Source organism: Mesorhizobium sp. M5C.F.Ca.ET.164.01.1.1 (assembly GCF_004792125.1).
GTDB lineage: Bacteria > Pseudomonadota > Alphaproteobacteria > Rhizobiales > Rhizobiaceae > Mesorhizobium > Mesorhizobium wenxiniae.
Map to the genome: position 1 here is coordinate 2,144,689 of NZ_SRTG01000001.1, position 22,639 is coordinate 2,167,327.

Annotated in this window: 23 protein-coding genes; 6 read left to right on the forward strand and 17 right to left on the reverse strand. The window is 61.6% G+C overall.

Annotated features, from left to right (window positions below; translation table 11 throughout):
* Positions 1 to 46: 46 nt before the first annotated feature.
* A complete protein-coding gene (gene mnmA / locus EN807_RS10605; RefSeq protein WP_135934877.1) occupies positions 47 to 1,237 on the reverse strand; it encodes a tRNA 2-thiouridine(34) synthase MnmA in 1,191 nt (396 codons plus the stop codon).
* Between the two features lie 272 nt (positions 1,238 to 1,509).
* On the opposite strand from mnmA, the gene EN807_RS10610 reads away from it, so the two are divergent.
* Positions 1,510 to 1,785 (forward strand): DUF1153 domain-containing protein, encoded by a 276-nt coding sequence (locus EN807_RS10610; RefSeq protein WP_006203587.1) that lies wholly within the window; start codon positions 1,510 to 1,512, stop codon positions 1,783 to 1,785.
* Positions 1,786 to 2,249: 464 nt separating this feature from the next.
* Here the strand turns inward: EN807_RS10610 and EN807_RS10615 are convergent, their stop codons facing one another.
* Complete coding sequence (locus EN807_RS10615; RefSeq protein ID WP_029349790.1) at positions 2,250 to 2,627, reverse strand: flagellar export protein FliJ; 378 nt, start codon at positions 2,625 to 2,627, stop codon at positions 2,250 to 2,252.
* A 450-nt stretch (positions 2,628 to 3,077) separates the two neighbouring features.
* Here EN807_RS10615 and ctrA point away from each other — a divergent pair, with 450 nt between their 5' ends.
* Positions 3,078 to 3,773 (forward strand): cell cycle two-component system response regulator CtrA, encoded by a 696-nt coding sequence (gene ctrA / locus EN807_RS10620; protein ID WP_006203583.1) that lies wholly within the window; start codon positions 3,078 to 3,080, stop codon positions 3,771 to 3,773.
* A 116-nt stretch (positions 3,774 to 3,889) separates the two neighbouring features.
* On the opposite strand, the gene EN807_RS10625 is transcribed toward ctrA, so the two are convergent.
* Positions 3,890 to 4,258 carry a response regulator gene (locus EN807_RS10625; protein WP_135934878.1) on the reverse strand — a complete coding sequence of 123 codons (369 nt, stop codon included), beginning with the start codon at positions 4,256 to 4,258 and terminating at the stop codon, positions 3,890 to 3,892.
* Positions 4,259 to 4,502: 244 nt separating this feature from the next.
* Positions 4,503 to 5,132 (reverse strand): histidine phosphotransferase family protein, encoded by a 630-nt coding sequence (locus EN807_RS10630; protein WP_135934879.1) that lies wholly within the window; start codon positions 5,130 to 5,132, stop codon positions 4,503 to 4,505.
* A 400-nt stretch (positions 5,133 to 5,532) separates the two neighbouring features.
* Between EN807_RS10630 and EN807_RS10635 the strand changes: the two genes are divergently transcribed.
* Both EN807_RS10635 and EN807_RS10640 read left to right on the forward strand, forming a co-directional pair.
* The gene (locus tag EN807_RS10635; protein ID WP_051694969.1) at positions 5,533 to 6,072 is read left to right on the forward strand and encodes an EipA family protein; all 540 of its coding nucleotides are present in this window, start codon (positions 5,533 to 5,535) and stop codon (positions 6,070 to 6,072) included.
* A gap of 138 nt (positions 6,073 to 6,210) precedes the next feature.
* Positions 6,211 to 7,380, forward strand: a complete 1,170-nt coding sequence (locus EN807_RS10640) for a hypothetical protein (RefSeq protein WP_135934881.1) — start codon at positions 6,211 to 6,213, stop codon at positions 7,378 to 7,380.
* Positions 7,381 to 7,409: 29 nt separating this feature from the next.
* On the opposite strand, the gene EN807_RS10645 is transcribed toward EN807_RS10640, so the two are convergent.
* The 6 genes from EN807_RS10645 to EN807_RS10670 all read right to left on the reverse strand — a co-directional run bounded on the left by EN807_RS10645 (position 7,410) and on the right by EN807_RS10670 (position 12,434).
* Positions 7,410 to 8,213 carry an RNA methyltransferase gene (locus tag EN807_RS10645; protein ID WP_135934882.1) on the reverse strand — a complete coding sequence of 268 codons (804 nt, stop codon included), beginning with the start codon at positions 8,211 to 8,213 and terminating at the stop codon, positions 7,410 to 7,412.
* A 240-nt stretch (positions 8,214 to 8,453) separates the two neighbouring features.
* Entirely contained in the window at positions 8,454 to 8,792 is a 339-nt protein-coding gene (locus tag EN807_RS10650) for a metalloregulator ArsR/SmtB family transcription factor (RefSeq protein ID WP_127210857.1), read from the reverse strand.
* A gap of 173 nt (positions 8,793 to 8,965) precedes the next feature.
* The gene (locus EN807_RS10655) at positions 8,966 to 9,727 is read right to left on the reverse strand and encodes a HugZ family protein (RefSeq protein ID WP_135934883.1); all 762 of its coding nucleotides are present in this window, start codon (positions 9,725 to 9,727) and stop codon (positions 8,966 to 8,968) included.
* A gap of 39 nt (positions 9,728 to 9,766) precedes the next feature.
* Entirely contained in the window at positions 9,767 to 10,939 is a 1,173-nt protein-coding gene (locus EN807_RS10660) for a CaiB/BaiF CoA-transferase family protein (protein WP_135934884.1), read from the reverse strand.
* Between the two features lie 6 nt (positions 10,940 to 10,945).
* Positions 10,946 to 11,707, reverse strand: a complete 762-nt coding sequence (locus EN807_RS10665) for a 3-hydroxyacyl-CoA dehydrogenase (protein WP_135934885.1) — start codon at positions 11,705 to 11,707, stop codon at positions 10,946 to 10,948.
* 190 nt (positions 11,708 to 11,897) lie between these two features.
* Positions 11,898 to 12,434, reverse strand: coding sequence for an N-acetyltransferase (locus tag EN807_RS10670; protein WP_127316792.1), 537 nt, complete (start codon positions 12,432 to 12,434; stop codon positions 11,898 to 11,900).
* Between the two features lie 283 nt (positions 12,435 to 12,717).
* Here EN807_RS10670 and EN807_RS10675 point away from each other — a divergent pair, with 283 nt between their 5' ends.
* Positions 12,718 to 13,707 carry a glutathione S-transferase family protein gene (locus tag EN807_RS10675; RefSeq protein WP_135934886.1) on the forward strand — a complete coding sequence of 330 codons (990 nt, stop codon included), beginning with the start codon at positions 12,718 to 12,720 and terminating at the stop codon, positions 13,705 to 13,707.
* 1 nt (position 13,708) lies between these two features.
* Here the strand turns inward: EN807_RS10675 and EN807_RS10680 are convergent, their stop codons facing one another.
* Positions 13,709 to 14,209, reverse strand: a complete 501-nt coding sequence (locus tag EN807_RS10680; protein ID WP_135934887.1) for an NUDIX domain-containing protein — start codon at positions 14,207 to 14,209, stop codon at positions 13,709 to 13,711.
* 53 nt (positions 14,210 to 14,262) lie between these two features.
* Between EN807_RS10680 and EN807_RS10685 the strand changes: the two genes are divergently transcribed.
* On the forward strand, positions 14,263 to 15,177 hold the full coding sequence (locus EN807_RS10685; RefSeq protein ID WP_135935834.1) for a metallophosphoesterase: 915 nt from the start codon (positions 14,263 to 14,265) through the stop codon (positions 15,175 to 15,177).
* A gap of 108 nt (positions 15,178 to 15,285) precedes the next feature.
* Here the strand turns inward: EN807_RS10685 and EN807_RS10690 are convergent, their stop codons facing one another.
* The 6 genes from EN807_RS10690 to EN807_RS10720 all read right to left on the reverse strand — a co-directional run bounded on the left by EN807_RS10690 (position 15,286) and on the right by EN807_RS10720 (position 22,637).
* Positions 15,286 to 15,909, reverse strand: a complete 624-nt coding sequence (locus tag EN807_RS10690; protein WP_135934888.1) for a hypothetical protein — start codon at positions 15,907 to 15,909, stop codon at positions 15,286 to 15,288.
* 121 nt (positions 15,910 to 16,030) lie between these two features.
* Positions 16,031 to 16,855: an alpha/beta fold hydrolase gene (locus EN807_RS10695; protein ID WP_135934889.1), complete on the reverse strand. Its 825-nt coding sequence runs from the start codon at positions 16,853 to 16,855 to the stop codon at positions 16,031 to 16,033.
* Positions 16,856 to 16,973: 118 nt separating this feature from the next.
* The gene (locus tag EN807_RS10700) at positions 16,974 to 18,752 is read right to left on the reverse strand and encodes a hypothetical protein (RefSeq protein WP_135934890.1); all 1,779 of its coding nucleotides are present in this window, start codon (positions 18,750 to 18,752) and stop codon (positions 16,974 to 16,976) included.
* A 196-nt stretch (positions 18,753 to 18,948) separates the two neighbouring features.
* Positions 18,949 to 20,706, reverse strand: coding sequence for a 2-isopropylmalate synthase (gene leuA / locus EN807_RS10705; RefSeq protein ID WP_135934891.1), 1,758 nt, complete (start codon positions 20,704 to 20,706; stop codon positions 18,949 to 18,951).
* 463 nt (positions 20,707 to 21,169) lie between these two features.
* A complete protein-coding gene (locus EN807_RS10715) occupies positions 21,170 to 22,258 on the reverse strand; it encodes an AbrB family transcriptional regulator (protein WP_135934892.1) in 1,089 nt (362 codons plus the stop codon).
* A 70-nt stretch (positions 22,259 to 22,328) separates the two neighbouring features.
* Complete coding sequence (locus EN807_RS10720; RefSeq protein ID WP_135934893.1) at positions 22,329 to 22,637, reverse strand: putative quinol monooxygenase; 309 nt, start codon at positions 22,635 to 22,637, stop codon at positions 22,329 to 22,331.
* Positions 22,638 to 22,639: the final 2 nt, after the last annotated feature.

Consider the following 22,639-nt stretch of genomic DNA (forward strand, 5'->3'; position numbering starts at 1 on the left):
GGCTGTATCAGAGCCTGATCCATCCCGATAAAATCGGGATCATCGTCTATTCGGCGGGAATCTGCGCCGGGCGGGCTGCCAGCCGCGTCAGCATCGCCTCGGCCTCGGGGCCACGCTCGGAACGCTCGATGAAGCCGCCGCCGAACACGCGGGCTTCGTTGCCGTCGTCGGAATAGAGCACGCAGGCCTGGCCGGGCGCGATGCCGGACTCGCCGTCGACCAGTTCAACCGAAGTGATCCCGGCGTTGTGATGCAGCACGGCCGGGCGCGGCGGGCGTGTCGAGCGGACCTTGGCGAAAAGCTCCAGCCCGGCCGCCGGGATATCTGACAGTGCAGCGTCGCCCAGCCAGTTCATGTCGCGCAAATAGATCTTATGCGTCTCCAGCGCTTCGCGCGGGCCAACGACGACGCGGGCCCGATCGGCGTCGAGATGGACGACGTAGAGCGGCTCGCCCGAGGCGATGCCGATGCCGCGGCGCTGACCGATCGTGTAGCGCAAAATGCCTTCATGGCGGCCGAGCACGCGGCCGTCGATATGGACGATGTCGCCCGGATTGGCAGCAGCCGGCTTCAGCTTGGCGATGATGTCGGAATATTTGCCCTGCGGGACGAAGCAGATGTCCTGGCTATCCTGCTTGGCGGCGACCGTCAGCCCCATTTCCTCGGCGATGGCGCGAACCTGCGGCTTCGACAGGCCGCCGAGCGGAAAACGCAGATAGTCGATCTGCGCCTGCGTGGTGGCGAACAGGAAATAGCTCTGGTCGCGGTCCGCGTCGACCGGCCGGTACAGTGCGCGATGGGCGCCGTTGGCGCTGGAGCGGATGTAATGGCCGGTGGCCAGCGCGTCGGCACCGAGCTCCTTGGCGGTCGCCAGAAGGTCGGCGAATTTCACCGTTTGGTTGCAGGAAACGCAAGGGATCGGCGTTTCGCCGGCGACATAACTCTCGGCGAAGGGGTCGATCACCGCCTTGCGGAAGCGCTCCTCGTAATTGAGCACATAGTGCGGAATGCCGAGCGTCTCGGAAACGCGGCGGGCATCGTCGATATCCTGGCCGGCGCAGCATGAGCCGGCCCGGTGCGTTGCCGCGCCGTGGTCGTAGAGCTGCAGCGTGACGCCGACGACGTCATAGCCTTCATGCTTCAAAAGGCCGGCAACGACCGACGAATCGACGCCGCCCGACATGGCAACAACGATGCGGGTATCTTCGGGGCGTCCGGGAAGGTCGAGGCTGTTCATGGTTCTTTCGTTCTGCACGGCGCCTTGGATGACGGCGCTTGAATGCCAATGGCCGGAATATAGGTCAAGCTTTCCGGGTGCGCCAGCTTCGCGAGCCGGCGGATTTTTCGAATGGATACGGCGCTTGCGGGCAGATGCCTCAAATGCCGACGAAAAGACTAACGCGCCGTTCATGATCCTTACCTAGCTATTAGGGTTCGCTTAGGCAATTTTTAAAGCTGTGGCGGTAATGTGGTGGGGATTGGGTCTTTGAGTTTTTAGTAGAGAGTACGATGACCGATCTTGTTAGACCGCGCGTCAAATATGTTATCGGGCCTGACGGCAGCCCCCTTACGATTGCCGATCTGCCGCCGACGAACACACGTCGCTGGGTTATCCGGCGCAAGGCCGAAGTTGTGGCGGCGGTGCGCGGCGGGCTTCTGAGCCTCGAAGAGGCATGCCAGCGTTATAAGCTGACCACCGAGGAATTCCTGTCCTGGCAAGCGTCGATAGACGAATATGGCCTTGCCGGGCTGCGCACGACGCGCATCCAGCAATATCGGCATTAGGGCTGGTTCAAGGAACTCAAAAAGGCGCGACAATCCGCGCCCTTTTCGCTTTGCCGCAACGGTTCTCTCTGCTTCAGACCGTCAGCACCGTGTTGCCGATCGGCTTGGCGGCGGGAAAGGCTTGGATAGCGCCCGCATCTTCGAGCGGGTCTTTGCCACATTAGGCGGCAAGCTCTTTCGCATCGACCTAGCCAAGTTCCACAAGGCCTGCGCGGTCGGGCCCGCTGGACATCCGCTCGACGCGCCGAACTCGGCCAGAACCCGATGGGCTACTCAATCAGAAGGTCCTGGTCGGAACCGCATACGCCCGACATTAGGGATGCCCGGATGCGGCCGGTCGCGGAATATGAAGGGGATTTGGTAGCATAGGCCTTAAACTGGCGGCTGCTCGACCAATGGGCGGCGACGTTCCAGATGAGCAACGCCCTGATCGCTGGGTGTTGACTGGCCTTAAAGCCTTGTTTTCAGCCGATCATGGCGCTGCGGCCGCCGGTCTCGGCGTCGCGAATCTTGGTGTCGCGTGATTCGAGCATTTCCGCTTTGGAAAGCTCCGCTTCGGCTTCGCCGAGCAGTGATTCGGCAACGCTTCGCTGCTGGGCGAGATCGCTTTGCGAATTTCTGAGATTGTCGCGGCGCAGGCGCGCTGCCTTGGCGAAGGTCGGATAGGCAAAATGGTTGATGTCGGTAATGCCGGCTTTCTTTTCTTCGGCCGTGATCTGAAGCTCCAGTTCGACAGCCATGCGCTCGAATTCGGCGATCATCATGTCGAGTTGCAGCAATTGCCGCCGCTTCTCGTTCACCTGAAACTGCTTCAGCCGAACGAGGTTTTCACGTGACTTCATGATTCGGTACTCCTGGAAACGCACACCTGCACATATCGTCCAATCCACCTGGCAAACTCAGGCTTCACCCGTCTCCACCGACTTTACCGGAACTATGGGAAACAAATTCCTAAAGTTTTTTGCCGGCGGTAACCATTCGTTTACGGGCATTGTTAATCATACGGCTCAGGACTTAAGGCCGGGTAAAAATTCCGGCTCTCGATGCGGAAGCACGGCCAGCGAGTCTCTGGAGTCACTTAGTCGGAGTCATTAATGTTTTGCATTAGCGTTTTCGTTCTGTGATTCACTATTAGATTCAACAAGGTGTAGAAAGGGGTTAAAAAATCTGATACCGTCAGCGGCACGGAATTAGGTTTTGTTAACCATTCGATGGCAGCCTCTGCTCAGGCAATCACTGCTCCGGTCCTGGACGGGTCGTGAAATGGTCCGGCAGCAGAAAAGGGGAATGAAATGCGTGTTCTGCTGATAGAAGATGACAGTGCGACCGCACAAAGCATCGAGCTGATGTTGAAATCGGAAAGTTTCAACGTCTATACGACCGATCTTGGCGAAGAAGGTGTCGATCTAGGCAAGCTCTACGACTACGACATCATCCTTCTCGATCTCAATCTGCCCGACATGTCGGGTTACGAGGTCTTGAGAACACTTCGCCTTTCCAAGGTGAAGACCCCGATCCTTATCCTCTCCGGCATGGCCGGCATCGAGGACAAGGTACGTGGCCTCGGCTTCGGCGCGGACGACTATATGACCAAGCCGTTCCACAAGGACGAACTGGTCGCCCGCATCCACGCTATCGTGCGGCGTTCCAAGGGCCATGCCCAGTCGGTCATCACCACCGGCGACCTGGTGGTCAATCTCGACGCCAAGACCGTTGAGGTCGGTGGCCAGCGCGTGCATCTGACCGGCAAGGAATACCAGATGCTGGAGCTGCTCTCGCTGCGCAAGGGCACTACGCTCACGAAGGAAATGTTCCTCAACCACCTTTACGGCGGCATGGACGAACCGGAACTGAAGATCATCGACGTCTTCATCTGCAAGCTGCGCAAGAAGCTCGACGCCGCTTCCGGCGGCCAGAACTACATCGAGACGGTTTGGGGTCGCGGCTATGTGCTGCGCGAGCCGGAAGATATCCGCGTCAGCGCCTGAGCTGACGACGCCGATCCGATTGATTTTCCGACAAAATCCGGCTTCGGCCGGACTTTTGCGTTATAGCGCAGACATTAGAGCGCCGATTTTCAGGGCCATGCGCCAGGGGTGGCGAATCAGGCTGCAATTCTCAGGGTGCGGAAGCACTCGAGAAGTTGCGGCCGATTGAACGGCTTCAGCAGATAGCCTTGAGCGCCGGCGCGCTTTGCCCGCATGATCGAAGCGACGTCGACCTCAACCAGCGAAATGAGGATCTGGGGCCGTATCGGACCCTCCATGGCGCGTACGCGGCGGATGACGTCCTCCGCCTGCATGTCCGGCAAGGCGCCGTCGACAACGATGATATCCGGCATGTCAGCAGTGCACATCTCGACCGCGTCAAAACCGCGCGCAGCTTCGATGACCAGCATGTCGGAACCACCCAGGATGCGCTTTGCGACCTTCCTGATGACGCTCGAATCATCGATGAACATGCAGCGTTTCATTTCCGGGCCCTCTGTTCCATGCGGCAATCCGGCAGCGTCGCGGTACTGAAAGGCACGGTAGGATCAATCCGGTAAAGAAGCTGAAAAGCCGATAGATAAAATTTTTGCAAGAGCAGCTTTTACGGAAACTTCTTGACGATGCGTCGGTCGAACTAGCCTGGAAGGTTCATTTCATTCGACCGTGAAGGCGTAGTAAACATTGTCTAAAAATACTTATCTGTTCTTGTCACTCACCTTAGTAACTTTAAGCGGCCGATAGCACGATTTCTTCTGCGGTTGCGTGTATCGATATCGTCATGTTCGCCTCGCGCGCCAGAAGCAGCGTGTAGTAGGGCTGCACCGAATGCGCGTCGATCGGTTCCTCAGGCTTGTTGCCGGAATGGAGTTCCAGAAATTTGGGCGGCACGCGCAGCATCGGACCGCTCGCGGCGAGCGCAAAGCGTGGTTCTGTGTCGAGGCTTTCAAGCGTAACCGTAAGCTTACCGCCACGCGGAATGGCGGCGTTGGCGACGAGAATGAGGTTGAGTAGCAGCTTTACCTTGTTCTTGGGCAGCAGCGCACGGGTTCCGTTCCAGACCAGTTCCGGCTTTTCGTTCTTCAAAAAGGCGATCGCAACGGCCTCGGCGTCCCCCGTGTCGATCATCATGCCGGCAGAACCGGCTGCGCCGAAGGCGATGCGGGCGAATTGCAGGCGGGCCGAAGCGTTTTTGGCGCTCTGGCGAATCAATTTCATGGCATCTTCGTCGGCGCCGCCTTCGTCGAGCAGCTCAAGCCCGTTGTTTATGGCGCCGACCGGCGAAATGATGTCGTGGCAGACCCGGCTGCACAAAAGCGCCGCGAGATCGGGTGCGGAAAGGGTGAAAAGCTCGGCCATTGGCGAAAGTCCCTGCAAAATTTCACTAAAAATGGCCGGGCGATCGATGATCACGCCTGTCCACACGAATCACGCTCTCTCCCAAGGCCTACTGAATACACAGCGGCTGAGCGTGCAGCAACAAATCCGGAATTGCCGTTATCGAAAATGGTGTGTTCACGCAGGGTGCGGATACTGCGGGGCGACGCGAAACCACCTCGAAACCAGCCTTCTAACCGCCATCTTCATGTGAAAGCTTAATGGTTGAAAAAGGATTACGGCATAGTTTGCCCATAACAGTCATCCTTAACGGCCGCCAAAGAGCCGCACGGATGCGAGGCGTCGGCGAAAGTGCTCCCTGACGGAGATTGGAAGCATGTTTTCCCGATACTACGACCGGAGTTCTTTCCGTGTCATCTCAATGGCGATCGCTCTCATGGGCCTTGTCGTCGTCTTTTCAACCTCGCCTTCGCGGGCCCAGGAATACACCGCTCAGGAGATCGTCGATTCCGGTCATAAATTCTTCGGCGCGACGTCGGGCGGTCTCGCCACCGTCGTCGAGAAGATTTTCGCCTCCTACGGCCTGCCTAATGGCTATTTGCTTGGCGAGGAGGGCTCGGGCGCGCTGATCGGTGGCCTGACCTATGGCGAAGGCACGCTCTACACCAAGAATGCCGGCGATCACAAAGTGTTCTGGCAGGGCCCGTCGCTCGGCTGGGATTTTGGCGGCGAGGGCTCGCGGGTGATGATGCTGGTCTACAATCTCGACGATGTGAACAGTCTCTACAATCGTTTCGGCGGCGTTGCCGGCTCCGCCTATCTCGTGGCTGGCGTCGGCTTCAACGTGATGAAGAACAACAATGTGCTGCTGGTGCCGATCCGTACCGGCGTAGGCGCCCGGCTTGGCGTCAATCTCGGTTATCTCAAGCTTACCCAGCGTGCCACCTGGAATCCGTTCTGAGCAGGCGGTTGCCTCGTCATCCCGATTGGTTCCAGGGTCGACGACTTGAACATTGCTGCGGCAAATCCTTGCCGCAGCACTGGAATTCCGTCATGCGAACGTGGCACAGTCCCTAACGGTCCATAACGGATAGTCACCTTGGTTCAGTCGGTCCTGTTCTTTGTCCTCGGCTTTCTCTGCGCCGGCTTTGTGGCGCTGATGATTGCCCCGGCCATCTGGCGGCGGGCCGTGATGCTGACGCGCAAACGCGTCGAGGGCTCGATGCCGCTGACGCTGGCCGAGATTCAGGCGGAGAAGGATCGCATCCGCGCCGAGTTCGCCATGTCCACGCGCCGGCTCGAAATGAGCGTCAAGTCGTTGCGCGAGAAAGCGGCCGAACAGCTTGTCGAGATCAGCCGCGGCCGCGAGGCCCTGAAGGAGCTGGCGCTCGAGCGGAAGGACAAGAAACAGGCCCTTTCCGAACTCGAGGCCAAGGGCGAAGACCTTCGACAGCGCGAAGACCAGCTGCAGCTTTTGTCGGATCGGCTTGCTCAAACCGAACATGCCCTGGAAAAACGTGTGCTCGAGCTGAAAAAACTGGAGCATATGTATGACGACGCCAGCTTTTCTTCCAGCAGCCGTCAGATCGAACTTGTGGCGCGCGAGTCCGAACTGCAAAAGCTGGCCGACGACATTTCGGTGCTGCGTGGCCAGCGCAAGGAGGCGGATAGGCGCCAACAGGAGAGCGCGGCCGAGAACAAGGCCGCACGAGACGCGTTGAAGGCCGAGAAGAAAAGGACCGGCGAACTGGACAAGAAGGTCGAGCGCCTGCTCGCCACGCTTGCCGATCGCGAAGACAAGCTTGACCGCCGCGAAAAGGAAATCGCGCGGCTTCGCCAAAAGTCGAAAAGCGAAAGCGTGGAAAACGCCTCGGCGGTGCGTCTCGTCGGCGTGCAAGGTAGTCAGGGCGATGCGGCCGTCAAGGGCGACGACGACATCCAAAAAACCATCGCCAAGCTCGACAGCGACCGAGAGCGGTTGGAGGCGAGGCTGACGGAACTGGCCCGCGAGAACAAGAAACTGAAAACGGAGCTTGCCGCCTTCGGGGCATCCAAATCCGAAGACGGCGACGATGCGCGCCGCGCCAGCGCTGCATTGCGTGAGCAGATGAGTGACCTGGCGGCGCAAGTCGTCGCCCTGACGGCGAAGCTCGACGGGCCGGAGTCGCCGATCGCAAAGGTTCTTGCGGCACCCGACCAACCGGGAAGCGGCGAACGCAGCCTTGCCGATCGCGTGCGGGCGCTGCAGAAGGCCGAATCGACGCATTGAACCCAGGCAGTGATGCTGTCTTCTGCGGCTCAGGTCCTGCTTGCCGAAAAATGATGTAAGGCGATGGCTGACGCGGCGGCGACATTCAGGCTGTCGAAGCCTTCTGCCATATCGATCCGCACCGTCCGCAGGCGGGCGAGCAGGCTTTCGGGCAGGCCTTCGCCTTCGGTGCCGAGATAGAGCGCCAGCCGTTCAGTCCTTTTCGTATCGCGGATGCCGGTTCGCCCGCGCGGCGACAAAGCGAACTGGCCGAAGCCCAGCCGGTCGAGCGCTGTGGTGAAGCCGATGGTCTCAGTGAAGGAGGCGAAGGGAACTTTCAGCGCGGCGCCGACCGAAACGCGGATCGCCTTGCGGTACAGAGGATCGCAGCAGGTCGAGTCTAGAAACACGGCATCGGCGCGGAAGGCGGCGGCGTTGCGAAAGATCGAGCCCATATTGTCATGGTTGGCGATGCCGACCAGCACGACGATCAACGCCCGGGCGGGCAGGGTATCCAGCAAGGCCTCTGCAGGCTGCGCCGCGCCTTTGCGGCCAATCGCCAATATGCCGCGATGCATGTGAAAGCCGGCAATCCTGTCCATGACCTCGCTGGCCGCCACGTAGACCGGAAGGTCCACGGGTGCTTTGCGCAGGGTTCCGTCGAGACCTGCCAGCCGATTTTCGAGGACCAGCACCGATTCGGCCGCAAAGCGTTTGGCCCCGAGCAGCATTTCGAGCACCACCTTTCCTTCAGCGACGAAACGGCCCTGCCGGCCGGCAAGATCGCGCTCGCGGATGTCGAGATAAGCGGCGACGCGCGGGTCTTGCGGGTCGTCGATACGAATGGGGCGCATGCTTGCCTCAGCTGACTCGCATCGGCCCGATCGTGGTGGGCTTTCCGACAGCACGACGCGTGGATCCAAAGTGTTAGAGCGTACTTTCTGCGTCCAACTCGACGCAAGTCGCTCTAGAATCGTTAGCGAGGTAAGGGTGCCCGGGCCAGTTCTTGCATTTATGGATGTCGTTATCCCAAAACCGCTTCGCACCCTCGGTCAAGCCCAAGGGCAGGCTTTTGGGCGACATGCATTGGCCGGTTACGTCCCGGAGCGACGCGGGCGGTATGCCATCTGCGATAGCTCACCCTCGCCGAAAATCCCGTCCAGCGTGCTGAGAAGTTCGCGCACGGCATCGGATTTACAGGAATAGTAGATCATTTGCCGGTCGCGACGGGTCTCGACGAGATCGAGCGCCCGCAGTTTGGCCAGATGCTGTGACAGGGCGGATTGGCTGAGCAGAACCTTCTCGGCGATAGCACCGACCGACATTTCACCGTCGGCCAGATAGTTCATGATCAACAGCCGTTTCTCGTTGCCCATCAGCGTCAGAAACGCAGCCGCTGATTCGGCATTGGCGATTAGCTTTTTCGAGACCATCGATCCCCCATGCCTTCCTGCTCATCCGGCGCTATGGGGGCAATAGCGTCTGATTCCATAGGCTCACTCGCGAATGTGCGCTGGCGATTCAACGCTACGGGGAAAGCGTAGAACATCTCGCTCAAACCTCAAGACTTGCTTTCGATCCGACGCGATTAACTGTCGGACTGTGTTTAATCCGCCACTCGGCCGGTTTTTGCCATGTCGACCAGAACATGCCTGAGCTCACGCGCCGTCCTCAATGGCTCGGGAAAGAACACCCGGCAGACATCGTCGCCCAGCGCCAGGTCCATGCCGTCGGCGTCGAAGCCGGTGACGACCCAGCCGTCGCCCACCGCCTTGGCGAAGTGGCGCGCGTAGACGGCAATTGCGTCGCTATGGTTCGCATTCATGTGGTCGAGGGCAGATTGTTCACCAGCGGCAAGCTCTTCGACGATCGGTGCGGTCGTGACCAGATCGGCGCGTTCGAGCAAGTAGGCCTTGCCAAAGCCGCCGTTGAGACTGGCGCGCTCCGGCTCGAGGCGGAAGATCGAGAAGTCGCCAAGACCGGCATAGAGCTTCGCCTTGGGGTTGCGGTTGAGATAGCGCCGGTCGGCGCGGGCGTGCTCGCCGGATCCGCGCGCAAGCCGCGCTGCCCGACAGACGAGCGTCAACCGCGGGTGCGCCAGCGGGTCGCCCTTGCCGGGCTCGCCGACAAGCAGCGAACAGCGAGGATCGGCAAGGATCGCGCCGGTATGGGCGGACAGCATCGATACAAGGATCAGCGGCGCGCCGTCGAGATCGGTGGCGACGCCAACCCTGCTGGCCAGCGGCGAACCGGTCCCGGGTTCGATCACCGCCAGCGCTCCGAAACGGGCACTGCGGATCAGCGTCTTTGCCAGCCTGATCGCTTCGGCATCGGTCTCGCGGATCACGTCCTTCTTTCGGTCGGCCAAAATCCACACCGTCTTAAGCTGATTGTTATTCTCTGGTTATCAACCTATCACACCGGATTTGACAAGGGCCTCAGTTTCGATTTCGGGAAGGCCGAAGCGTGCCAGCACGGTCGCCGCCTGACGATCGTGATCGGCCGGCATAGCGGCAAGCGTCGGCCGGGAGCGCGAAAAACGCGGCGCCGGGGCGGGGCGCTCAAGCGCACCCGACGTCACAAAGGCGTTGCGAGCACGATTGTGGGGATGATCCCTGGCTTCCCGCAGCGACAGAACCGGTGCAACACAAGCATCGGTCGCAGCAAAGAGACGGTCCCAGTCGTCCCGTGTCTTCTGCCCGACTCGATCGACAATGGCGGCGCGCATCTGCGCCCACAATGTCCTGTCGTATTGGCCGCGTACAAAACGTTCGTCGAGCGGCAGCAGTCTTGCGAATTCGGCGAAGAACCGGGGTTCAAGGCAGCCGACGGCGACGTGGCGTGCGTCCGCCGTCTCATAGGTATCGTAGAAGGGTGCGCCGGAATCGAGCAGGTTCGCGCCGCGCATGTCACGCCACAGGCCCGCTGCCATCAAGGCGTGCACAGGTGTCGTCAGCATCGAAGCGCCCTCGGTCATCGCGGCGTCGATCACCTGGCCCCTGCCGGAGCGCGAACGCTCAAACAGGGCGGCCAGTGCGCCGGCAACCAGCATCACGGCGCCGCCGCCATAGTCGGCGACGAGGTTGAGCGGTGGGACTGGCCGGCCTCCTTCCTGGCCGATGGCATGCAGCACACCCGAATAGGCGAGGTAGGTGATGTCGTGGCCGGCACGATCCGATAGCGGTCCGTCCTGGCCGAATCCGGTCGTGCGGCCGTAGATCAGCGCCGAGTTGCGTGCCAGTACCGCGTCCGGCCCTAGACCAAGCCGCTCCATGACATCGGGACGAAACCCTTCGATCAGCATGTCGGCCTTTTCGACAAGGCGCAGCACCAGTTCGGCGCCTTCCCAGCGCTTCAGGTCAATCCGCAGGATGGAGCGGCCGTGACGGTCGATGTCGTATTCATCCGGTAGCGTCAGAAACGGCCGGGTCGACCCAGCCCGCTCGATGCGCAGCACCTCGGCTCCCATCTCCGACAGCATCAGGCCGGCTAGCGGCACCGGTCCAATCCCGGCCATCTCGATCACCGTCAGGCCGGCGAGCGGGCCGGTCTTCGCCTGCGGGGCGACTTCGGCATTCATGGTCGGCTACTTCGGCGCCATGCGGATGGCGCCATCGAGGCGGATGGTCTCGCCGTTGAGCATCTGGTTTTCGACGATGTGCAGCACAAGCGCTGCATATTCGGAAGGCTCGCCTAGACGGGACGGGAAGGGTACCGCAGCGCCAAGCGAATCCTGCACCTCTTGCGGCATGCCGGCCATCATCGGCGTCTTAAAGATGCCGGGCGCGATGGTGCAGACGCGAATGCCCGACCGGGCAAGGTCGCGCGCCACCGGCAGCGTCATGCCGACGACGCCGCCCTTGGAGGCTGAGTAGGCCGCCTGGCCGATTTGACCGTCATAGGCTGAGACCGATGCCGTGTTGACGATGACGCCGCGCTCGCCGCCCTCCAGCGGCTCAAGCTTCGCGGCCCGGTCGGCGACGAGGCGGATCATGTTGAAGGTGCCGATCAAATTGACCTCGATCACTTTGCGGTACTGATCGAGCGGGTGCGGGCCGTCCTTGCCGATCGTCTTCATGCCGATGGCGATGCCGGCGCAATTGACCAGGATACGGGGTTCGCCGAACTTTTTTACCACTTCCGCCACTGAAGCAGCACCGCCGTCGGCGCTGCTTACGTCGCATTGGATGGCGATGCCGCCGATATCGGCCGCAATTTTCGCCGCACGCTCGATGCCGAGGTCGAGGATGGCAACGTCCGCGCCCTTCGCGGCCAGTGCACGTGCCGTCGCTTCGCCGAGGCCGGAGCCGCCGCCGGTGACGATCGCAATCTGGCCGTTCGGGTTCATGTCGGCGTCCTCCACCTAAAGCGCGCGTTATCTAAAGCGCGTCGCGTTGAAACGGATTCAATCGACGCGCTTCAAATCTCTGTTTTTATGCATGTCGTTACCCCAAAAACCGCTGCGCTCTTTTGGGCGACATGCACCATCGGCCACATGCTACGAAGCCCGACAGGACGGCGCAACAGCATCCGGACCGTCACGCCATCGCGGCGACGTTCGCGGCAATCCTTGCCTGATCGGCGTGGCAAACCTCCCCCACCAGCCTTGCCACCGCGCCCGGCACGATCTCGTGCGACAAAAGCCGGTCGAGATCGACCGGGCGCGGCATGGAGATTTGCCCACGCGGGATTCTCTTGAAGCCGAGCGGGCCGTAATAGGGCTCGTCGCCGACAAGCATCACGGCCGGCGTGCCGGCCTTGGCGGCGGCCTCCAGCGCGATTGCCACCAGCCGGCGGCCGATACCGAGATTCTTGAAGGCCGGCCGCACGGCAAGCGGTCCGAGCATCAGCGCGCGACCGGCGCCGGCCGCGATGCGCGTCATGCGCACCGAGGCGACAACGATATCGCCATCGACGGCCACGAAGGACAGGGCGCGTTCGTGCGGGCCGCCCTCACGGATCTTGTAGGCGCCCAGCACGAAACGGCCCGGCCCGAAGGCTTCATCGTTTATGGCTTCGATTTCGGGGTCATGCGCCGGATTTTCCGGCAGGTATTTCACGTCGGCAAGGCTCATGGTCTTTGCGTTCCGGTATACGGGAAAAGGTTTGCTGCAAACGGCAGCGTTCGCCAGTCAGCGCTTCATCAAGCGCGGGCGCCCTTTCGTCGTCGGTCGAACCGGATCAAAGCGAAGTCGAACATGCGGATTTTCCGCTAGCACCAATCTTCAGCCACTGCAATCGGCCGTTTGCTTGCCGCCCTTCGGTTGCCGCCCTGGCGATTGACGAACTGTTCAACGCCTGGCGATTTCCGCATCTTCGGTTTGTGCCTACATCCCTACGAAGACGAAAGGACATCGCATGGGATTGCTGGTCGGCGGCAAATGGCAGGACAGCGGGTACGACACCAAGGGCAGCGACGGCGAGTTCGTGCGGGCGCAGTCGCAATGGCGCGACTGGGTCACGGTTGACGGTACGCCGGCCGCAGGCCGCAAGCGCGGCTTCAAGGCCGAGCCGGGCCGCTACCATCTCTATGTCTCGCTTGCCTGTCCCTGGGCGCACCGGACACTGATCTTTCGAGCACTGAAGAAACTCGAGGACGTGATTTCCGTCTCGGTCGTCCATCATTTCATGGGCGCCAACGGCTGGACCTTCCTGGCCGAGGATGGCGCCACCGGCGACACGCTCTACGGTTTCGATTTCCTGCATCAGATCTACACCAAGGCCGATCACGCCTATTCCGGCCGCGTGACCGTCCCGGTTCTGTGGGACAGGCGAGAACAAACAATCGTCTCCAATGAGTCCTCCGAGATCATCCGGATGCTCAATTCAGTCTTCGACAAATGGGGCGATGCCAGCCTCGATTTCTATCCGAAAGCACTGCGCGGCGAAATCGACGCGGTCAATGCGCTGGTCTATCCCTCAGTCAACAACGGCGTCTATCGCGCCGGCTTCGCCACTACGCAAACGGCCTATGAAAAAGCGTTTGGCGAACTGTTCTCGGCGCTCGATCAACTCGAGGATCGTCTATCTCGCCAGCGTTATCTCGTGGGTGACCGCATCACCGAGGCCGATTGGCGGCTGTTCACGACACTGATCCGCTTCGATCCGGTCTATGTCGGCCATTTCAAGTGCAACCTGCGCCGCATCGCCGACTATCCGAACCTGTCGAACTATCTGCGCGACCTCTATCAGGTTCCGGGCGTCGCAGGCACGGTGAGCCTGCACCACATCAAGGCGCACTATTATGGCAGCCACGAAACGATCAACCCGACGCACATCGTGCCGGTCGGACCGGAACTGGACTACGCGGCGCCGCATGATCGCAAACGGTTCAGGAAGGCGGCGTGACCTACCAGTAGGGCGACGCCGCTGCGCCGCCAAAAATCTCGGCAATCCGTCGCAGTGTGGCCGGCGTCGTTGCTTCCGGCAGGCGGTCGAGCGGAAAAAAACCGGCTGCGGCGATCTCGTGGTCCGGCAGCTTCGGCGCCGTCTGATTGAACTGCTCGACCAAGTAGAGGCCGACATGGTCGCGGCGGCTGGCCCGACGGTTGAAATGCATCGATTTCAGCACCGGCGGCGCGGTCAATGCGATATTGCCCTCCTCGGAGAGCTCGCGTGCCAGCGCTTCGATCATCGTCTCGCCCAACTCGACGCCACCGCCGGGAAGCTGCCAGCCCGGTACATAGGTGTGGCGAATGAGGAAGACGGAATTGGACGAGCGGTCGTGGATCAAGCCGCGTACCCCGAGCGTCATCGGCCGCCGCAGCACGAAATACAGATGAAACAGCCTTGCCCTGAGACCCGGCCAGCCGGCCTGGCGAAAAACTTGCTCCAGATCGGGCTGCGTCATCACCCAAGAAACCGAGGGTGGAAAGCAGCGCGCGCGTCGCTTATGAAGAGAGGATGTTCAGGCTCGCGCATATTTCCGATATCCATCTGGGACCGCTTCCCGGTGTAACCTATCGCGATCTCGCCTCCAAGCGCGTGGTCGGTTACGTCAATTGGCAGCGCAACCGCCGCCGCCACATGCGCGATGCCGTCATCGACACGATCCTCGCCGATATCAAGGCGAGCGCACCGGATCACCTTGCTGTCACCGGCGATCTGGTCAATCTGGCGCTCGACGGCGAGATCGAAATGGGCAAGCACTGGCTGGAGACGCTGGGTTCTCCCGATGATGTGTCGGTCGTTCCAGGAAACCACGACGCCTATGTGCCTGGCGCCTTCGACAAGGCCTGCCGGTCGTGGACGCCATGGATGACCGGCGACGGCGTCAATACGCCAATCGACCGCGACGCTTTTCCGTATCTGCGCGTGCGTCGCAACGTCGCGCTGATCGGTGTGACGACCGCGCGGGCCACGGCTCCGTTCATGGCCAACGGCTTCTTTCTGGAAGACCAGGCGGAAAGATTGCGCGAAGTGCTCGATGCTACGGCCAAGCGCGGACTGTTCCGGGTGATCATGATCCACCATCCGCCAGTGCGCGGCGCCGTTTCGCAGCCCAAGCGGCTGTTCGGCATTGCCCGCTTTCACAAGGTCCTTCAGCGGCACGGGGCCGAGCTTGTGCTGCACGGCCATTCGCACGAGCCGACGCTGTTCTCCGTCAATGGGCGCGGCGCCAAAATTCCAGTCGTCGGCGTCGCCGCCGCAGGGCAGGCGCCAGGCGGCAGGCGTCCGGCGGCGCAATATAATCTGTTGGAGATCGATGGCGATAAGGACAATTGGCGGATCAGGCTGACGCGACGTGGCCTGACCGGCCCGGCCATCCCGCCTTCCGATCTGGAGATTCTGGAGCTTGGCGCGGACGCTATGGCCTAGAGCCTATTCCATCCCGATGGAATAGGGATGGGGCTCTATCTTCTTGTTTGACATGATCTTTTCCGAAACCGGATTCCACTTTTCGCTACGCGGACCTTCGGTTCAGGATCATGGTCTAAAAACCAGTCCCATCGCAACAAGGCGGTCCCAGAACAACACGATCGATACAGCCAGCCCGACCAGGGCGCCGGCGGCGATCAGGCCAAGACCGGAGAGAAAGGCCGACCAACCCTTGCCGCGCGGCACGGATCGCAGTGGCGGCTCGGCTTCCGGGACCAAGGCACGTTTCAGGCCGGCGACAGCCTGCTCGATCCCCCCTTCCATCATTCGCTGGCGTTCGACGACGCGTTCCGCGACGTAGCGCGTCACCTGATCGGCAACCGGTTTCATCTCGGTTGATTCGGCGAGCACCACCCGGCCGATGCGTGTGTCCTTGAGGAAGCGATAGGTGCGGCGGTCGCGCCCCATGGCGACATGGCTGACGGCGTCGATCCATAGGCGCGGCTGCAGCCCGGACGAGACGGCGAAGTCGAAATTGTCCATGTCGGCGGGCACGTCGGCGAAGATGGGCGCGAGTTCGGCGGCAAGCAAATCGAGCCGCATGCGATGCGCCTCGCGCATATCGACTACGACGTCGTCGCGGTCGGCGAAGGCGTTTTTCACGTCACGTATGGCGTCGGACAGTTTTCGCGACTGATCGATCTGGGTGATGTTCTCGCCTGCATCCTTCATCGGCGTTGCCTCGCGGGTTTGGTTAACACCGAATTAACACAGCCGTTGGTAAAATGCACTTGCGAGATCGATAAGCCTTTAAGCGGCTTACCAGACAATAAGCCAGCCCGAAGCCGCGCCATCAGTCTTTGGCAGGCAGGGATCGATTCGCCGCGGCGGCGGATTTTGGACGAAGCGGCCTGCTGCGGCGTTTCATGTTGCGGCGGACGATCTCGGCGACAAGGCCGGGCGCTTCCTCGACCAGCATATGGCCGGCCTCCAACACGTGGTGCAGGTGGAAATGCGCCGGCAGACCATCGGCCTGTGTGAAGGGCAGCACAGCGTCATCTATCCCCCAAACCACCATCACCGGCATATCAAGTGTTTCGAGCCGTTCGCGCGGGATGACGCCCTGCCGATCACCCCTGGTCATAGAGGCCGCGATCTCGACAAGTTTCTGCAACTGGCCGGGACGCGCACGCATTTCGCCAAGCATATCCACGATGCGGTCCGAGGGCAGGCTTTGCGGTCCGGACATGGCGGCGAGGCAGGCGCGAATTTCACTCTTGCCGGCAGCGGCCGCGTAACGGCGCAACAGCGGCCCGTCGATCTCAGTCCCAAAACCGCCCGGCGCCAGAAGCGTCAGCGAGGCTATCCTTTCGGGCTCGGCCAATGCCATCAGCACTGCCGCCGCCCCGCCCATCGAATGGCCGACGAGATGCACCCTCCTAATTCTGCGTGCGGCGAGGTCTGCAAGAACGGCTCGAGCGGCCGCCTTGGCCGGACCGCCACCCGGGAAGTCGAGGGATAGCCCATGGCCCGGAAGATCATAGGCCAGCGTCCGTGAACCAAGTGCCAGTGTCGAAATCACCTCCTGCCAGTCGCCGTGACAACCGCCGAAGCCATGCAGGAAGACAACCGTCTTCGGGCCGGCGCCCCGTTCGGCAGCGTAAAGGGATGAAATCATGAATTTATGGTTTTATTGAAAAATCAAACAGGACGCGAGATTCCAGATTGTGGCTCGACTGCGCCTTGTCCAAACCGATGGCCAGTAAAATTCCGCGATCAGCCGTGCGTTAGAAGCGCTAGCTGGCATTGCCGAGCCCGGCGGCACGCAAGGCCTCGACCAGCCGGTCGATCAGATCGGCGGGGTATCTCCGCTCGACAAAGGTTGCGCGCGGATCTGCAGTGAATTTCGGAAATTTGACAGTCATCTCGTCCGCGAGTTCGTTCGCCAGTTGATTGCGGCCGGTTGCCTTCGCGCCGATCAGCCGCGCAGCCAGATAGTGCGATTTGGTCGGCGTCGCTTGCAACGCATCACTGGCAAGCGCGGCCTTATTCATATCGCCCGCCATGAACTGCCCGACGAAAAGCCCGTAGTCCCACCAGGTCGGATGGGCGCTGGAAGTTTCGGCGGCGTGAGCTAGGATCGGTGTACCCTCCCTATACCTGCCGGCAAAAATCAGCCCATAGGCGTAAGCTGCCGCCATGCTGAGGTCGTAAGGGTTGAGTTCGTAGGCCTTGTGCATCCAGCGGATCGATTCCTCCGAATTGCCGAGGCGGGAATTGAGATAGCCATAGGCACGGTGGGCATAGGGACTGGTCGGCCCCATCTGCACGGCGCGACGGGCAAGCGACATCGCCTGTTCGATCGTTGCGCCGGCCGGATAGGCGTAGTGATCTGTGGCCGCCTCGAGATGCAGGGTCGTAAGCTCCGAATAGACGAGTGACGATTTCGCATCCCGGTTGATCAGGTTTTCGAGACAGCGATAGGCAGCCTCATGGGTTTTGGCGCCCTGGTCGAGATAGTACTTGTCGTTGAGCAGCAGACATTCCGTCAGGCCGGTCTGAAGGCCGCTCTGTTCGATGTAGTTGTAGATCGTGCCAGAGGCGGGAACGGCCGAACTCAAAATGCCGGCGACACTATCCTCGACGGTGGAGGGTGTGCTGTCGGCGGCAGTCAAGTTGCGTGACAGCAGGACCCGTCCGGTCGCCACGCTTTGAAGCTCCAGAGTGACATCGCCCGCCGTTGGTCCCGGCAAGACATCGAATACGAAGCTGATTGCATCGGTGACCGGATCGGGCGGGCCGTCGGCGTCCCGACCGATGAAGTTGACCGTATCGAAGCCGCTGAGGCCGGCGCGCAGCGATGCCGCGACGCGGGCAGCCTCGGCGCTGTTGGTTTTCACCGCAATGTAGACGAGCGGAAGAGTTTCAATCGGAGCCCATGGCGCAATGCTGCCGGTTGCCACCGCGTTTTCGATCGTCGGCGCGGCATCGCTTCCCGCCAGCAATGCGCCGCTTCCTTGGCGAAGGATCAGCACGCCCAGCATGGCGATGACCAGAGCGATCGCCAACCAGAAGAACTGGAGATGGCGCAGCAGCGACGGCGCCGGCTCGCGAACGACAGGGGACATCAACGATACGGCAGGTGCGGCCATGCGGGGTTCTTCGAGCGACCCCGACAAGGTGGCAGCCGCCTCGGTGTGTTCCTTCGGCGCCGGCTCGGCCGGCAGGCGGATCGCGTTGAGTTCATAGGATGGAACATAGCCGCCACGCGGAATGGCGATGCGGATCGGCTCGGCAACGCCCTCATTGGCGAAGTAATGCTGCAGAAGCTCGCGCAGCCTGCCCGCCTGCACCCGGACCACGGCGTCGGTCGACGGATCGAAATCGCCGTCCTTGCCGAAAACATCCATCGCGATGGAAAAGCCCTTGAGCTTGTCGGCTTCGCCTGCCTGCTCGCGCTCGACCAGATAGCGAAGCAGCTTACGCGCTCGTTCGGATCTCCCGAACGTTTCGCTGGCTAGCAATCGCTCCAACGTCTCGCGCACTGCGGGGGCGGCAGGCGTGGCATGCTGCAAGTGTCGATCCTTTCGAAGTCGGCACAGGTTGAGACGCAATCATATAGAGCCTGCACTGCCACACAAGCATGCATCCATTATGCGATCGCGTACCCCACCGGATAATTTTCCGGTGGTTAATGGCGCGAAAGGCCAGAGCAAGAAGATACCATGTGGGTTCATCTTGCTCCAGCGCTGTTAGCTTTCGACGGCTTGTCTAGTCGACCTTTCGGCCGACAATGCGATTGGCGGCGGAAACCACGGCTTCCAGCGAAGCGGCCACGATGTTGGTGTTGATGCCGGCGCCGAACAGCTTGCCGCCGGGATGCTCCATCTCGACATAGGAGATGGCCGAGGCATTCGAGCCGCGCTGCAGGGAGTGCTCCGAATAGTCGAGCACCGACATCGGCACGCCGACATGGCGCGACAACGCGTCGACAAAGCCGTCGATCGGGCCGGTTCCGGAGCCGGATATCGTCACCTCCTTGCCCCTGTCGAGGATGACCGCCTCCACCGCACGGCGGCCCTTGGTCTCAATGTCCGGATAGGTATGGTGGTCGAGGAACTTCAGCCGCGCGCCGGGCTGATCGACATAGGTGTCGAGAAAGCGCTCGTAGATGCGCTTGGCCGGCACCTCCTTGCCTTCGGCGTCGGTGATCGCCTGAATCGCTTGACTGAACTCGATCTGCAGGTTGCGTGGCAGGTTGAGGCCGTAGTCCGCCTGCAGCACATAGGCGATGCCGCCCTTGCCGGACTGCGAGTTGATGCGGATGATCGCCTCGTAATTGCGCCCGACATCGGCGGGATCGATCGGCAGATAAGGCACTTCCCAGTACGGCGTGTTGGCCTTGCGCAACGCCTTCATGCCCTTGTTGATGGCATCCTGGTGCGAGCCGGAAAAGGCCGTATAGACGAGCTCGCCGACATAGGGATGACGTTCGGGGATCTTCAACTGGTTCGAATATTCATAGACGTCCTTCATCCGATTGATGTCGGAGCAGTCGAGCTCGGGATCGACGCCTTGCGTGTACATGTTGAGCGCCAGCGTGACGATGTCGACATTGCCGGTGCGCTCGCCATTGCCGAACAGCGTGCCTTCGACGCGGTCCGCGCCCGCCATCAGACCGAGTTCGGTGGTGGCAACGCCGGTGCCGCGGTCGTTGTGCGGATGCAACGAAATGAGCAGGTTCTCGCGGCTGTCGAGATTGCGGCACATCCATTCGATGCGATCGGCATAGATGTTGGGTGTCGACATCTCGACCGTGGACGGCAGGTTGATGATCAGCTTGTTTTCCGCCGTCGGCTTCACGATTTCGGTGACGGCGTTGCAGATTTCCAGCGCCACTTCGAGCTCGGTGCCGGTAAAGCTCTCCGGCGAATATTCAAAACGATAACCGCCGCCGGCCTTCGCCGCCATGTCGGTGATCATCTTGGCCGCATCGGTGGCGATCCGCCTGATGCCGGCAACGTCCTTCTCGAAGACGACGCGGCGCTGCAATTCGCTGGTCGAATTATAGAAATGCACGATCGGGTTGGTGGCGCCCTGCAGCGCCTCGAAGGTGCGGGTGATCAGTTCCGGCCGGCACTGCACCAGTACCTGCAGCGAGACATCGGCTGAGACATTGCCCTCTTCGATACACCAGCGGGCGAAATCGAAATCGGTCTGCGAGGCCGACGGGAAGCCGATCTCGATCTCTTTGAAGCCCATGTCGAGGAGCAGGGCGAACATGCGCGCCTTGCGCTCGTGGCCCATCGGGTCGATCAGCGCCTGGTTGCCGTCGCGCAGGTCGACCGAGCACCAGATCGGCGCCTTGTCGATGACCTTCGAAGGCCAAATGCGGTCGGTGAGACCGACCGTCGGGTAAGGTTGGTATTTCCGGGCTGCCTCCGGCATGCCCCGGGCTGCCTCCGGCATGCCCCGGGCATCCTTGGCCATCTCCCCGCTGTCTGCGCGGACCTCTTCTCGTGCGTTCATTGTCGTCTCTCCCGGCGGCTCGCGGGATCCGCCTTCAGGCGGATTTGGTGCCGAGCAGCGCCTTTACCAGATGTTCATTCGCTTGATGTGACTTGCCAATTTTGAGACTGGCCAAGGAGCATGCGCGTGAGCGGCGGATCGACCGCCGGGCGCTCCTTCAGCGAACCCGGCGATCGCCGATAAGGCCGAGAAGCAGCAGAGCGGAAGCAAGCGCGCGCACGGTCTCGCCAGCGAAGCCGGTCTGACGGGAGGCGACGGAGGTGGCGCGGTTGGTCATGGCGGTTTTCATACAGGAGCAGCCAAAGAGAGGCAAGTGGGGCGGAACGACTGGCGTTTCCTATACCTACCCGACGCATTCCTGAGCGACTTGGGCTGGTCCTTCAGCGGCCGCGAGCAGATTGCGTGGCGCCTGATCCATTTTGGTGACAGCGCCGCAGGACTTTCTGGAGCCGCAGAGTACCCTCTACTCCCTCAGACTTCGCGCCACCAGCCGCGCCACGCTCGGTCCGACCAGCAGCACGACGAGGAAGCGGGCCGATTGCAGCGCCATGACGAAAGAGATGTCGACGTGCTGTGCGGCGGCGGCGATGATGGCGACGCTGTCCATGCCGCCGGGGCTGGTCGCCAGATAGGCGGTCAGCGGATCGATGCCGAGCACATGACTGATCATGAAGCCGAGACCGCCGCAGAAGGCGATGAGGATGATGATCGAACCGACGATCTGCGGCAGCGCCCGCGTCGCGTGCTGCAGAATTGCCCTGGTGAAATTCAGGCCGATGGTCCAGCCGATCATCGTATAGCCGAGGGCAAGCAGCCAAGGCGGCAACTGCATCGGCACGCCTAGTCCGAGATGCACAGCAGTGCCGAAAATGAAGGTGCCGAGGAAGAAGGGTGACGGCAACCTGAGCAGCTTTCCGATGAGGCTGCCGACGAGCGCCACGCCAAGTGTCCCGGCAACGGCTGTTGGATCGATCGGCGGGAACCAGATGACGGCCGGGACCTCGATGCCTGATGTGTCGACCCACATCTTTGCAACAAGTGCGGCAGTCACCGAGACGAAGATGACGCGCAGATATTGCATGAAGGCGACGAGGCGCTGGTCGGCGCCGAAGGCGCCTGCCATCAGCACCATGGCGGTGGCCGCGCCCGGCGATGAGCCCCAGACGGCGGTGGTGCCGGGCAGGATGCGCCAGCGGCTGATCAGCCAGCCGAGCAGGCTGGACGCCGCAACGGTCGCCACCACGGTGCCGAGGAACAGCGGCCATTCCTTGTGGAAGACCGGAAAGATGTCAGGGGAGATCGAAGCGGCGACAAGGCAGCCAACGATCGCCTGGGCGGCGCCGAACAAAGGGCGCGGCACGCGCACCGTGGCGCCGTTGGTGCCGGCCAGGATCGCCGCCAGCATCGGTCCGATCAGCAGTGCTGCCGGCAAGGCGCCGAATTCAAGCGCGCCGGCAAACAGGATCGAGAAGATCAGCAGTGCCAGCCACTGCCAGACTTTGGGCACCCGCGCCATGCGTTCGACGGTCGGCTGGTCTGGCAGGGAATCCATTTTTCGGTCTTAGCCCCGAAGCGGGGAGATGCGAACCCCCGCGGCGGTGAAAAATGCGTCAGCCCAGGCGTCAGCCGGTTTTGACCGCCGGCAGGCCGAAGCCGCCTACGGGCCGGGTCTCGACCTGGAATTCGAAGCCGGCGATGATCGGCCGCGCCCTGGCAATCGCCGCCTGGACTTCCGGCAATTGCAGCGAAGCCTTGTGGCTTGCCTGGTCGGTCCACACCTCGGTCACCCAGATCGCGTCGGCATCGGCCGGATCGGTGGCGATGATGTAGCTCAGGCAGCCAGGCATGGCGCCGGTGCTGGCAAGCAGGACATCCATCATTGCGTCGCGCTGGCCGCGCGTCGCCCGCATCTTGCCGATCAGACCGTACATTG

Coding starts and splice junctions, on each gene's coding strand:
- EN807_RS10720 (WP_135934893.1), bottom strand. CDS start 22,637: ATGTACGGTCTGATCGGCAAGATGCGGGCGACGCGCGGCCAGCGCGAC.
- EN807_RS10610 (WP_006203587.1), top strand. CDS start 1,510: ATGACCGATCTTGTTAGACCGCGCGTCAAATATGTTATCGGGCCTGAC.
- EN807_RS10665 (WP_135934885.1), bottom strand. CDS start 11,707: ATGAACCCGAACGGCCAGATTGCGATCGTCACCGGCGGCGGCTCCGGC.
- EN807_RS10630 (WP_135934879.1), bottom strand. CDS start 5,132: ATGGCCGAGCTTTTCACCCTTTCCGCACCCGATCTCGCGGCGCTTTTG.
- leuA (WP_135934891.1), bottom strand. CDS start 20,706: ATGAACGCACGAGAAGAGGTCCGCGCAGACAGCGGGGAGATGGCCAAG.
- mnmA (WP_135934877.1), bottom strand. CDS start 1,237: ATGAACAGCCTCGACCTTCCCGGACGCCCCGAAGATACCCGCATCGTT.
- EN807_RS10645 (WP_135934882.1), bottom strand. CDS start 8,213: ATGCGCCCCATTCGTATCGACGACCCGCAAGACCCGCGCGTCGCCGCT.
- EN807_RS10660 (WP_135934884.1), bottom strand. CDS start 10,939: ATGAATGCCGAAGTCGCCCCGCAGGCGAAGACCGGCCCGCTCGCCGGC.
- EN807_RS10670 (WP_127316792.1), bottom strand. CDS start 12,434: ATGAGCCTTGCCGACGTGAAATACCTGCCGGAAAATCCGGCGCATGAC.
- EN807_RS10625 (WP_135934878.1), bottom strand. CDS start 4,258: ATGAAACGCTGCATGTTCATCGATGATTCGAGCGTCATCAGGAAGGTC.
- EN807_RS10695 (WP_135934889.1), bottom strand. CDS start 16,855: ATGATTTCATCCCTTTACGCTGCCGAACGGGGCGCCGGCCCGAAGACG.
- EN807_RS10675 (WP_135934886.1), top strand. CDS start 12,718: ATGGGATTGCTGGTCGGCGGCAAATGGCAGGACAGCGGGTACGACACC.
- EN807_RS10680 (WP_135934887.1), bottom strand. CDS start 14,209: ATGACGCAGCCCGATCTGGAGCAAGTTTTTCGCCAGGCCGGCTGGCCG.
- EN807_RS10635 (WP_051694969.1), top strand. CDS start 5,533: ATGGCGATCGCTCTCATGGGCCTTGTCGTCGTCTTTTCAACCTCGCCT.
- ctrA (WP_006203583.1), top strand. CDS start 3,078: ATGCGTGTTCTGCTGATAGAAGATGACAGTGCGACCGCACAAAGCATC.
- EN807_RS10685 (WP_135935834.1), top strand. CDS start 14,263: ATGTTCAGGCTCGCGCATATTTCCGATATCCATCTGGGACCGCTTCCC.
- EN807_RS10615 (WP_029349790.1), bottom strand. CDS start 2,627: ATGAAGTCACGTGAAAACCTCGTTCGGCTGAAGCAGTTTCAGGTGAAC.
- EN807_RS10690 (WP_135934888.1), bottom strand. CDS start 15,909: ATGAAGGATGCAGGCGAGAACATCACCCAGATCGATCAGTCGCGAAAA.
- EN807_RS10650 (WP_127210857.1), bottom strand. CDS start 8,792: ATGGTCTCGAAAAAGCTAATCGCCAATGCCGAATCAGCGGCTGCGTTT.
- EN807_RS10715 (WP_135934892.1), bottom strand. CDS start 22,258: ATGGATTCCCTGCCAGACCAGCCGACCGTCGAACGCATGGCGCGGGTG.